This is a genomic window from Arthrobacter sp. MW3 TE3886 (genome assembly GCF_041262145.1).
Taxonomy (GTDB): Bacteria; Actinomycetota; Actinomycetes; order Actinomycetales; family Micrococcaceae; genus Arthrobacter.
Genome location: NZ_JBGCAN010000001.1, coordinates 2262952 through 2274630, shown reverse-complemented (window position 1 = coordinate 2274630; position 11679 = coordinate 2262952). Strand labels below are relative to the sequence as shown.

The following is an 11679-nucleotide window of genomic DNA, read 5'->3' as shown; positions in this document are numbered from 1 at the left end:
AACGCCACTCGGCACCAACACCCTCCATAGATCCAAGTACTTGAATATTCGGCTGCTACTGGCTCCGGCAAACAAAAGGGGTACCGACACATGACCACACCACAATCAGGTCCTGACCTGACCAGAACTCCACTGTCTTCGGTTCTGAACGAGACCAAGGTCGTGGCAGTACTTAGGGCTGCTCACGCGAGGGACTATGCCCCCGTCATCGAAGCACTACAGCGGGGAGGCGTTCTCAGCATCGAACTAACTCTGAGCACACCGGGCGTGTTCGACGAACTCCCCTTGCTGAAGGACAGGTTCGGCGCTGGCCTGGAAATCGGCGTCGGCACCGTAACGACGGCCAGCGAAGCAGAAACCGCACTGGACCTCGGGGCAACGTACATCGTGACGCCAGTCATCGACCGGGGCGTCATTGAAACCTGCGTCCGTCGCGGAACGCCTGTCTTCCCAGGTGGGTTAACCCCCACCGAACTCCATGCCGGATGGAAACTTGGTGCCACGGCCGTGAAGGTCTTCCCCGCGGCCACGGTAGGGCCCGGCTATATCTCGCAGCTTCGCGGTCCGTTCCCGGAGATACAGGTCATCCCATCCGGCGGTGTGGGCATTGACGACGTGCCCAGCTGGATCAAGGCCGGAGCGGTGGCCGTGAGTCTCGGGGGTCCGCTGCTGGAGGACGCCTTCAAGGACGGTAACCTGCAGTCGCTCACCGCCAGAGCAAAGCGTGTTCGTCGGCTCGTGGACGAGGCGGGTGCATGATCGGGGTACTGCAGCCACCATCGCCGTATGTCCTGACATTTGGTGAAACTATGGCCTTGATGCGGGCTGATCAGCCCGGCCCCCTGGCCCACGCCTCCACCATGACCTTGGGTATCGGCGGATCCGAGTCCAATGTCGCCGTCGGCCTCCGGCGTCTGGGGATATCAACCGTCTGGTGTGGCCGCATAGGCAATGACGCGCTCGGGCAACTCGTCGAGCGTGAGATTCGGGCCGAAGGAGTCGACACCAGGGTCACCGTGGATGACACCGCTCCCACGGGACTGATGATCAAGGAACGGCGAACGTCCGCCAGTCAGCGCGTGACGTACTATCGCACCGGAAGCGCGGGATCACGCATGTCCCCGGAGGACCTGGACGCTCAGCTAATCTCCAGCGCGAGTCTGCTCCACGTCAGCGGCATCACCCCCGCACTGTCAGCGCAAGCGGAATCAACGCTCCTTCATGCCATTGACGTCGCGCGGTCTGCCGGAGTGCCCGTCTCCTTCGACCTCAACTACCGGGGAACCCTGTGGTCACGAGAAGCTGCCGGTGGCGTGTACCGAGACATCATTTCCCAGGCGGACATCGTGTTTGCCGGCGACGACGAGGCATCGATCGCCGTGGGAGGTGGCTCCGATCCGGAGGAGCTCGCCCGCCGTATTGTAGCGTTGGGTCCGCGCGAGGCAGTGATCAAGCTCGGCGCCAAGGGCGCCCTTGCGCTGGTTGAGGGCGAGCTGTTCCGCCAGTCCGCAGTTTCCGTGGAAGTCGTCGACACCGTGGGTGCAGGCGATGCATTTGTGGCCGGCTATCTGGCCGAATTCGTGGCTGGATTGGGCCCTGCCGAAAGACTGAGGACAGCAGTCGCCACCGGCGCGTTCGCGTGTATGGTCCTTGGGGACTGGGAAGGCTTGCCTCGGCGGAGCGAACTCCGTCTCCTAGAATCAAAAGAACCCGTATTGCGCTAGGTGGTTTCGGAATCCGAGCGGCCGCCACCCGTCGACGGAACGAGCAGCCGACAAGTTCCTGGACCGGCCACTGGATGGTGACGCGGAGGAACCTTTGGGCGCCGGAGCTGGAGGGCGGGTAGTTAAGATCCAACTCGAAGAGGGACTCGGCCAATCCCATGTCCAAACCGAGTGGTTCGCAGCTGCGTACCTCTCGGTGGGCAGGGGAATGTCGACAGCCTGATCTCCGGTATGGGAGGCAGAACGTATTGGATCACGAATGCCGGCGCTCGTCAGGTAATGACGTAGTACCAGTTGGGGCTTCCCCGGTCCATGGATGATCGAACCAAGTACTCGTGAATGTCAATGGCTCTTCGCTCCCCGGTATCTGTGCGAACCCAAAGAATCCCGAGATGGGGAGCTGTTATCTCAGTCTGTCCTCGCATCATAACCCTCCCTTGTTCGTCGTAGACCTCCACTTGGTCGCCGGGAGACAAGGAGCAAAGGAAGTCGATGTCGGCGTCAGTCGCTTCATGCTTCAAGACTTTTCATTCCTTCTTCGTGACGTTGATCGTTGCCGTGGACCTGCACTCGTGCGCGGGCAGATTCGGCGGGATTGTGTGTACGAGGATCAGGGAACTACGTGGGTTCCTGATCCGACCCAGGGGCCGATCGCTTTTTGCACCTTGCCCTGTGCTGTGCAGGGCCTACGGGCTGCAAACCATTCGGGAGCCGTCAAAGCGCCGTTGAAAAGTTGTTCAGCGCGTAGTCGAGGACCACCGAGAAGTCGTCTGCTTCGACGGCGTCAACGTAGCGTGCGTGTGGCAGCGGATCGCATCTGAATGTGTTGGGCCGCCCAAGGTAGGGCGACCATATTGTGGCTACCGGCCGGCCGTAGTTGTCCACCGCCACCCACTCCCCTTCCCCGGCCCGGCGGGCCTGTCCGAGGTGGGCCGTCGCGGGGCTGGCGAAGGTGTCCCGATCGCTGTGGAAGCCGAGGGGGCTTCTTTCGATCCGGTACCGGGCCGTATCGCGGGACGCGTTCGTTGTTGGGCCGGGCTGCAGATATTCGGGGCTCGTAAACCCGGGCATCTGTTTTTGGGCTTCGGCGAATACGGCTCCGGCAATGGAGAGGTCTTGCCAGGCCATGCCGGTGCCGACGAAAATTCGTGGTCCGGTGCCTGCGGAGACCGCGTACCGGCCCTGGACGATGTCGGAGAGGGTCGGGAGATCCCGGACGTACAGGAGGTTCTCGCTCTGGGGGATGAGGACTGCGCCGGCTTCGCGTTGTGCGCTATGGCGGGATTCGACGACGACGCTGCCGCGGGACACTAGCGTGGAATCGATGTCCCTGGTCGTTGGTGTGTGACTTCCGATGGCGAGGACCAGAGCGTGGTCCTTTACGGCGTCCCCTGAAAAGAGGGGGGCGCCCGCGCTGGACGTGCAGGCGATGATGTCTGCCGCGGACACCGCGGCAGGAGTAGCCAAGGAGGCAGGGATGCCTTCGGAGCGGAGCTGGCGGACGAAGGCTTCGCCTTTGGCGGAGTCACGGGCCACGACGTCCACGTGTTCAACTCCGGCGGTAGCGTGCAGCGCCGAGGCGTGTCCGTGGGCCTGGGCACCGGTGCCGAATACCGCGAGGCGCGGGAGGGGGCGGTCTGCGAGGTGTCTGATGGCCAGAGCCGAGGTCGCAGCCGTTCGCACCTTGGTCAGCGCGGCTCCGTCCAGGAAGGCGAGCGGTGCCATTGAGTCGCCGTCGAACAGGACGTATGCGCCTTGGATCGTGGGCAGTGAATCGGTGGCGTCCGGCCCGTTGCGGACGGTGAGGACTTTGACGCCGAGGCGTTGTCCTGTTGATGACGGCATGAGGAGCATGTGGCCGCCGGCAGCGTCGATGGAGTGGCGGTCGGGATCAGTTTCCGGGTCAAAACCATCGGCGAGTGTCGATTGGAGGGCGTCTACGGCCTGGGCCCAGGTGAGTGCTTCGAGGACACCGTTTGCCGAGAACGTCCAGGGCTCCGGAGAAGCGTCTGGAGGGTTTGGCGTCATTCTGTAGTCTCCGTCCTTCGATGGTCTGCCATGAGTTTGAACTGCTGAGCCACTGCTGGCTCGGGTCGTGGGCCCGGCCTCTGCCTTCCCCCGCGGCGGCTCGTGGCCGCCGCAGGGGAAGCGTTCGATTTTCCTAGGCTGAAACCTTGTCGGCGTACACGGCGGCCCGATGTCCCTCCAGCGTTGCGGGGTCGTTGATGGCGTCCCGAGGGTCGTCGAGGTCGCGGCCGATGGTTTCGGGGGTGAAGAACGTCGCCACGATGGTGATGAGGGTCAGCAGGGACAGGTAGCCGGCGATTGGCAGCCATGCGCCCGATCCGGCTTCCGGAACGCCGGGACCGCCATCCCCCGCTATCACCAGGGAAATGATCCAGGCACCAATCAGCGGTGCAATGCCGCCGGAGATGACGGCGGAGATCTCTCGGGCGACGGAAACGCCGAGGTACCGCTGACGGGCGCTGAAGAGTTCTGACATAAATGCACTCTGTGCGCCGAACATGCCCCACGTGCCGATGCCGAGACCGAGGGAGAGTACGACGATGGTCTGGACCGTGTCTCCGAGGCTCAGCACGTACCAGATGGGGAAGGCGGCGAGGAGCTGGAAGATGGCGAATGCGCGGTAGGTCTTGACGCGTCCGAAGTGGTCGGAGAGCTTGCCGGCGATCGGAACGACGAGGGCGCCCAGGGCGGCGGCGAAGACGAGCGACAACGCGCCGATCGGCCCCTTTACTCCTACCGCTGCACTGGTGACGTAGGCGATGGCGAGTGCCTGGTAGATCGAGGACGAGCCGTTCTCCGCGAGGCGGAGTCCGATGCCGCGCAGAAGGGTTGGGCGGGAGGTTTTGAGCAGCGTCGCCAGAGGCTTGTCAACGATCATCTCGTGGGCCTCGAGCTTGGTGAATGTTGGGGACTCTTTGAGCTTCAGACGGATAAAGATGGCGACGATGAGGATGGCCGCGCTGGCGATGAAGGGGGTGCGCCACAGCCAAGTGTCGGTGATCTTGGTCGTCTGATTGGCGTTGAGGAGGAGGAAGTAGACCAGAGCAGCAGTGACCGTTCCGACCTGGACTCCCAGGAACGGGAGGGAGGCGTAGAAGCCGCGTTCCTTCCGCGGGGCGTACTCGGTCATGAGAATGGACGCGCCGGCCATTTCGGCCCCCGCACCCAGGCCCTGGAGCAGCCGCAGCACGATGAGCAGGATCGGCGCGAGGATGCCGATTCCCCCGCCGTACCAGTCGCCTGAAGAGCCGTTGTAGGTCGGCAGGAAGCCGATCAGCGTGCTGGCCCCGCCCATAAGAGTGATAGTTGCGAGCAGCACAAATTTGCGTCCCACCCGGTCGCCGAGGCGGCCGAAGATGATTCCGCCCAGCGGCCGCACTGCGAAGCCCAGGAAGTAGGTTCCGAAGCTCAGGATCAGACCCGTTGAGGGGTTGGTCCCGGGGAAGAACAGGGGGCCGAAAACCAGGGCCGAAGCCAAGCTGTAGAGCGCGAAGTCGTAGTACTCCAAGGCGCTGCCTAAGGAACTTGCCCAGGCTGCACGGAGCAGGTCCGTGCGGGTCACCCCGGTGGCCGGGGCGTCCTTAACATCGTCGTTAATCGACATGGTGAATTACCTATCGTGAATGGCAAAGATCTTCTTGCCGATTAGATCGCTGACGATCCCGTGAGTTGTCAGGTACGCGCTGGTGCGGCCGGTTCTACAGTGCCGCTGTCCCGTCGCCGGGGATGGGTCCGCCGGACTGCCGCTTCAGGTGCGCCGGCTGTTGTTCGCCGCAGCGTTTGCATCAACTTTACCGGGGTTAGTAGATCGATGCAACAGATTTTATCGAGAACCCTTCGAATCATCGTTTCGGCGAGCCTGAGATCCAGAGATATCGAGTCGAACGCAGGCGCCTTGTCTAGTAGATCGCTCTACAAAACGTCGGCGGCTTTTGCAGTGTGGTTGACAGCCGGCCGTTGGCAGCCGCTGCGTCCCTAGGCTTTGGTTCCGCGGAGTATGCCGCGGAGGCTTGCAACGGTCACGTTCTCAAGTGAGCTGACGTAGTGGCGGCCGGGCCCGGGGGAAGGCCGGGCAATTCCGGGGACCACAACGACTTCCATGCCGGCGGCTTGCGCACTCGTGGTGCCGCTTACCGAGTCCTCCACCGCGACGCAATGGGAGGGTTGGACATTAAGGAGTTCTGCTGCGGCCAGATAGGGGGCTGGGTGAGGCTTGCCCTGCGGAACGGCATCCCCGGCGACCACAGCATGAAAGGTCCCGATGGGCGCGGCAGATGCCACGCGAGTGGCGACGGGGCTGAAGGCCATAGTGACCAGGGCTGAAGGAATGCGGGCGGCGGCGAGTTCGGCCAGGATCCTTTCCGCGCCGGGGAGCCATGGAATGCCCCCTTCCAGCTTTGCCACGACCCGTTCGAGGAGATCGTTGATGATCTCCGCCGCGGAGAGGGAAACACCGCGTTCCTGCAGGATCGTCGCCGTGACCGGCATGGCCTGCCCCACCGTTGCGTGCGCATCCTGCGTGGTCCAGTTGAGGCCGTACTGTCGCGCGATTTCGCTCTGCGCCGCCAGCCAGTACGGCTCCGTATCGACAAGGGTACCGTCCATGTCCCACAGAACCGCTTGAAGTTCGCGTTCGTCTCCTGCAGGCATGGCACAGTCCGTTTCATTGAGCCGGCCCGGGGCCGGGTTCGGTGTTTTCTGTGATGATATGCCTCGCCAACTACGAGGTTCGATCATGCCTGCTGACGGGGGTCTGGTAAGTGCGTGTCAGGTCGCAGCATTCGTTCCTGCGAGGGTGGCAAGGAGGTCGTGGACGGCTGCGGCCCCGGCGTTGGAGGAGAAGTCGGAGCTTAGCCCGATGACGCTTACCCCGGCGGCGAGGTACGTGGGGGCGGTGGCCGCTTTCATCCCTCCGGTAGCGACGAAGCGGACGTCGGGGAAGGGTCCCTTCATGGCTTTGACCCAGTCGGGGCCGAGAACGGAGGCGGGGAACGCTTTGAGCCAGGTGAGACCGAAGGCTCGGGCACGAAGGATCTCGCTGGCGGTGGCCACGCCCGGGAGATGCGGGATGCCGCGGCGGATGCTTTCCTGGATGATTCGTTCATCCAGTCCCGGGGAGACCGTGAAGGAGGCGTTCGCGGATGCTGCGGCGTCCAGCTGCTCGATCCGGATGATGGTACCGGCACCGACCGCCACACCGCGCTCGGCCGCGGCGCTGGCCACTGCTGCGAGTGTGGGGACGGCTTCGGGTGTTTCGATGGTGACTTCGACGTGCTGGACACCGGCGTCCCAGGCCCGGGTGGCGGACAGGACCGCTTCGCCGGGCGTGAGGCCGCGGAGTACGGCGATGACCGGGACCCGGAAGAAGTCGTCGTCAAACCAATCGTTTAGCAGGGTGCGTGCCAAGGTCTTCTCTTTCAGATGGTGTTGCCAGATGGTGCTGCGGGGCGGTGTCCCCCGGCATGGCCGGTGCGGTCAGCGCATGCTGCGTGATGCTGTCCGGGTCGTAGCTGCGGGGTCGGGCTCCGTGGCCGGGGCGGTAGTCGGCGCGCGTGCCCAGGGTCCAGGCGGCAAAGGAATGACCCAGGGCGATCCTGTCTTCGGGTTTATCCCCGCGGAGGAGGCCGGCCAGATATCCGGCTGCAAACGCGTCACCCGCACCTACGGGTTCTATCACTTCGACCCGGTGCGCCGGCACCCGGTGGATGCGTTCATCCCGGTTCTGGTCCCGGACGAATTCGACTGCTTCGGTTGCCGAGTCCTTGATGACCAGATGGCGGGGCCCGGGCAGGAGCGCCGACACTTGTTCTGCCGTGGTGCAGCCCCACAGGGTTTCTGCTTCATCGAGCCCGACGAGGACGACCGTTGCCCTGGCCGCCAGTTCCAGCAGGCGCGGTCCGGCGGCGTTGACGCCCCACAGGGCGGGGCGGTAGTTGACGTCGAAGGAAACCTTGTAGCCTTTCGCGCTGGCCTGGTCGAGGAGGTACTCCGTCAGCGCGGAACAGCTGACCGACAGGGCGGCATTAATGCCGCTGGTGTGGATCCAGCCTGTCTGTTCCAGCGGCCATGCCCCCGAATCCTCCGGCGCCATGGCCGAGGCCGCTGATCCGGCCCGGTAGTAGAGCGTCCTGGCACCGTGGCCCAGATCGGGGTCCTTGAAGTACACGCCCGTGGGGGCGCTGCTGTCGCGGGTGACCAAGCTGACGTCCACGCCCCGTGCGGCCAGTCCGTCCATGATTCGGTCTCCGAACGGGTCCTGGCCGAGGCGGCTGGCCCAGCCGGACCGGTATCCGAATTCGGCCAAGTGTGCAGCGACGTTGGACTCCGCTCCGCCGTATCCGAGCAGGCATTCTTCCGCCTGGCTGAGGGGCTCGGCGTTAGCGGGCGTGACGACGGCCATCGTCTCGCCGACGCAGAGTACGTCAAGGAGGGTCATTTCACGGCTCCGGCAGTGAGGCCGCCCACGAAGAACTTGCCCAGGACGAGGTAGAGCAGGACGGTGGGTGCGGCCACAAGCACTGCACCGGCCATCAGCTCGGAGTAGTCAACGGTGGTCGTCCCGATGAGGTTGTTTAGCGTCACGGTGGCGGGCCACGCTGCCGGGGAAGCAAGGATGAAGCCGAAGAGGAAGTCATTCCAGATGTTGGTGCACTGGAAGATGCCGGCGACCACGAAACCGGGGATGGAGAGCGGGAGCATCACGCGGAAGTAGGTTGCCCAGATCCCGGCGCCGTCGATGGAAGCGGCCTCGATGATGGCGCTGGGGATGCCCTCGTAGTAGTTGCGGAAGATCAGGGTGGTGATCGGGATGCCGTAGATGATGTGGACCAGGATCAGGCCGATGATGCTTCCCTGCAGGTGCAGCATGTTCAGGAACTGGAAGACCGGGATAATGACGGCCTGGAAGGGGATGAACATGCCGACCAGCAGCACCGTGAAGAGGGCATTGGACCCCCGGAACGGGAACTTGGCCAGGATGTAGCCATTGATCGAGCCTATGAGGCAGGAAATCAGGGCGGCCGGGATCGTGATCTGCAGGGAGTTGGCGAGCGATCCGTGGAGTTTCGTCCAGGCCCCTTTGAAGGCGTCCAAGCTGGGTGCGTCGGGGAAAGCGAGGAAGAAGTTGGGTGCGCCGGTGCTTCCTGACAGTGCCGTGGCGATGATGACGTACACGGGCACCAGCATACCCATGGTGGCAATTGAGCAGACCGCCAGGATGATCCAACCGCCTGCAGTCTTGGGGATGCTCCAGGACCGGGGCTTCGGGGCCAGCTTTCCGGGGCGCCGGCGCGCCGCGGGGGCGGGTTGGGACGGGGTCGGTTCGAGGGTTTCGACGGCCATTTCTATGCCTTTCGCTCTTTCCGGTATCCGCGGACGAGGTAGGGGACGATAACCACGAGGGTCAGCAGGAGGAGGATGATCGCCATTGCCGAGGCTTTGTCGTAACGGCTGGTGAGGTAGTTGTAGATGTAGATGCCGGGGACGTCGGTGACGAATCCGGGTCCGGAGCCTGACATGGCGACGACGAGGTCGAAGATTTTCAGGGCCACGTGAAGCAGGAGTACGAAGCAGGTGATGGTGGAGGGCCAGAGCTGGGGCAGCACGATGTAGCGCAGGCGCTGCCAGAGGTTGGCGCCGTCGACGTTGGCGGCTTCGAGGTGTTCTTCGGGGATGGAGGCGAGGCCGGCGAGGTACATGGCCATGGCGAAGCCGACCAGCTGCCAGGCGGCGGCAAAAATGATGGGCAGCAGTGCCACCGGGATGCCGAGCTGGACTTTCAGGAAGTCCGTGCCGGAGGGATCGTTCAATGCCCCCAGAATGGTGGGATCGGTGGTCCAACCTGGGGGGTTCTCGATTCCCATGTTCCGCAGGATTTCGTTGACACCGGTGGAGGGCGAAAAGATCCAGCGCCAGGCAACACCGGTGACGATGAAGGACAGCGCGTACGGCAGGAGGAAGACGGTCCGAAACAGACCTTTGCCGACTGCGACGTGGTGGATGAAGAGAGCCGCGACGAGTCCGCCGAGGATGGCCAGGACCAGGAAGATCACGGTGAACACAACTACGTTGCGGATGTCGGCCTGGAAGCGCTGTTCCTGGACCAGCTCACCGTAGGTGGCCCCCAGCGGCTGGCGGAGGCTCATATTCGGGCTCGTGCCAATCTTCCAGTTGGAGAGGGAGATGTAGGCGGTGATCCCAATGAAGACGTAGACGAAGAGGAAGCTGACCAGCAGGCTGGGGGCGAAGATCCAGGCCGCCCTGCGGGATGTCCTGACGTTGTGGGGTACTTGTTTCCTGGACCGGGGGTCGGGATCCACCGGCGTTGGCTGTGCTGTTGCTGTTGTCATGTGAGTACTGATCCTGTCCGGGGGTGTGGCTGCGGTGACCCGCAGCCACACCCTTTGCGACTTGGTTGGCTGACCGGCTATTACTACAGCTGGGTCTTCTGCGCCTGCGTCATGCTGGCAATGAACGCGTCGACGTTCCCACTGCCGTTGAACGTGGAGACGGCGTCGGCGTACGTCTGGGCGAATTCGGCTGTCGTGACCTGGCCATGGGCAAGGGAGGAGACAACCTTGGCAGCGGCGAAGCTCTTGGCGGCCTCCTGCTGGTATTGCGAGAGGCTGGAGATGTCGGCGTTGGTAACTGCGGGGATGGACCCCTTCTTTACCGCGAACTCTGTCTGGATCTTCGGGTCCATCAGGGTCTTCAGCCAGGCGTTCGCCGCGTCCGCGTGCGGGATGTTGTTCGCGGGGATGGAGAAGCCGTCACCGACGTAGTCGAAGATGTCTTCCTTGCCGGGGAAGGTGACCCATGCGAAGTCAGTCCCGGGTTGCTTCTTGGCGTTCAGCAGTTCGCCGTAGGCCCAATCCCCCATGAGGCTGACGGCGCAATTGCCGTCAGCCATTTTCTTCACGGCTTCGTCCCAGGTGACGGCTGAGTGGTCCTTGTTGGAAAGGGAAAGGATCGTTTTGTAATCCTCAAGTGCCTGCTTCATTTCCGGAGCGTCAAAGGAGTATTCATTCGTGAACAGCTTCTTCCAGTTGTCAGCGCCCACCCTGGACATGACGATGGATTCCAGCAACTCGGCCGAAGCGAAAATGTCCTTGTCTCCCAGGCATACCGGTGTGGTCCCGGTGGCTTGGACCTGTTTCAGGCTGGCGATCAGCTCGTCCACACTGCCCGTCGGGTTGATCTTGACGTTGGCTTTGGCAAGCACCGCGGGGTTGGTCCAGAGCACGTTGCCGCGGTGGACGCCGATGGGAACGGTGTAGTACTTACCGCCGACCTGCTGAGCCTCGGCCACGTCCTTGGGGAGCTTGGATGCCCAATCGTTCTGCGTCCAGAGATCTGTCAGATCCGCGACCTGGCCGCCGTCCACGTAGCTCTTCAGCTGGCCCGCCGGGTGGAGCTGCCAGGAATCCGGCGGGCTGCCGGCCTGAAGCCGCGCGGCCAGTGCCTGCCGTGCGTTGGCTCCGCCGCCGCCGGAGACAGCGGCGTTATCCACGGCGAGACCCGGTTTGGCCGCCTTCACGCCGTCAATCAGGACATTCAGGGCTTCGGCCTCCGAGCCGGAGGTCCACCAGGAGGTGATTTCCAGTTTGTCGGTGCCAGCGGCGGTGGAGCTTCCGGCCGGCTGGTTGGCGGAACACCCGGTTACTGCGATGAGGCTTGCGGCTGCCGTAACGGCCAGCGAGATCTGGAGCTTGTTTGATGCACGCATGACTACTCTCCTTTGGGTTGTCAGACGCCGGATAAGGCCCGGCTAGAGCCTGCGTTGTGGTCCAGATTACATAGATCAGTAGATCGATGCAATGGTTTTTGCGCTTATGACACTAATCCCTCCAAAATGCCGCCGCTGTTTTAATGGCTCACGGAAGAAAAGGCCTAGAACATCTGGATCTGTGCGGCGTGGTCCTTGTAGATC

At 63.3% G+C, this 11679-nt stretch carries 10 protein-coding genes; 2 read left to right on the top strand and 8 right to left on the bottom strand.

The features are described from left to right. Positions 1 to 90 precede the first annotated feature (90 nt). On the top strand, positions 91 to 759 hold the full coding sequence (locus ABH915_RS10300; protein ID WP_370120676.1) for a bifunctional 4-hydroxy-2-oxoglutarate aldolase/2-dehydro-3-deoxy-phosphogluconate aldolase: 669 nt from the start codon (positions 91 to 93) through the stop codon (positions 757 to 759). Further along, positions 756 to 1724, top strand: a complete 969-nt coding sequence (locus ABH915_RS10295) for a sugar kinase (RefSeq protein WP_370120674.1) — start codon at positions 756 to 758, stop codon at positions 1722 to 1724. The genes ABH915_RS10300 and ABH915_RS10295 overlap by 4 nt, the downstream gene beginning before the upstream one ends. Positions 1725 to 2438: 714 nt before the next feature. Here ABH915_RS10295 and ABH915_RS10290 read toward each other — a convergent pair. From ABH915_RS10290 to ABH915_RS10255, 8 genes are all read right to left on the bottom strand, one after another. Beyond that, positions 2439 to 3752 carry an ornithine cyclodeaminase family protein gene (locus ABH915_RS10290; protein WP_370120671.1) on the bottom strand — a complete coding sequence of 438 codons (1314 nt, stop codon included), beginning with the start codon at positions 3750 to 3752 and terminating at the stop codon, positions 2439 to 2441. Between the two features lie 133 nt (positions 3753 to 3885). Further along, positions 3886 to 5355 (bottom strand): MFS transporter, encoded by a 1470-nt coding sequence (locus ABH915_RS10285; protein WP_370120668.1) that lies wholly within the window; start codon positions 5353 to 5355, stop codon positions 3886 to 3888. A 371-nt stretch (positions 5356 to 5726) separates the two neighbouring features. Further along, entirely contained in the window at positions 5727 to 6401 is a 675-nt protein-coding gene (locus ABH915_RS10280) for an HAD family hydrolase (RefSeq protein WP_370120665.1), read from the bottom strand. Positions 6402 to 6518: 117 nt separating this feature from the next. Continuing rightward, the gene (locus ABH915_RS10275) at positions 6519 to 7157 is read right to left on the bottom strand and encodes a bifunctional 4-hydroxy-2-oxoglutarate aldolase/2-dehydro-3-deoxy-phosphogluconate aldolase (protein ID WP_370120662.1); all 639 of its coding nucleotides are present in this window, start codon (positions 7155 to 7157) and stop codon (positions 6519 to 6521) included. Next, positions 7126 to 8187 carry a sugar kinase gene (locus ABH915_RS10270; protein ID WP_370120659.1) on the bottom strand — a complete coding sequence of 354 codons (1062 nt, stop codon included), beginning with the start codon at positions 8185 to 8187 and terminating at the stop codon, positions 7126 to 7128. The genes ABH915_RS10275 and ABH915_RS10270 overlap by 32 nt, the downstream gene beginning before the upstream one ends. Continuing rightward, positions 8184 to 9092 carry a carbohydrate ABC transporter permease gene (locus ABH915_RS10265; RefSeq protein WP_370120656.1) on the bottom strand — a complete coding sequence of 303 codons (909 nt, stop codon included), beginning with the start codon at positions 9090 to 9092 and terminating at the stop codon, positions 8184 to 8186. Before ABH915_RS10265 ends, ABH915_RS10270 begins: the two co-directional genes overlap by 4 nt. A gap of 2 nt (positions 9093 to 9094) precedes the next feature. Continuing rightward, on the bottom strand, positions 9095 to 10099 hold the full coding sequence (locus ABH915_RS10260; protein WP_370120653.1) for a carbohydrate ABC transporter permease: 1005 nt from the start codon (positions 10097 to 10099) through the stop codon (positions 9095 to 9097). Positions 10100 to 10182: 83 nt separating this feature from the next. After that, the gene (locus tag ABH915_RS10255; protein WP_370120650.1) at positions 10183 to 11475 is read right to left on the bottom strand and encodes an ABC transporter substrate-binding protein; all 1293 of its coding nucleotides are present in this window, start codon (positions 11473 to 11475) and stop codon (positions 10183 to 10185) included. Positions 11476 to 11679: the final 204 nt, after the last annotated feature.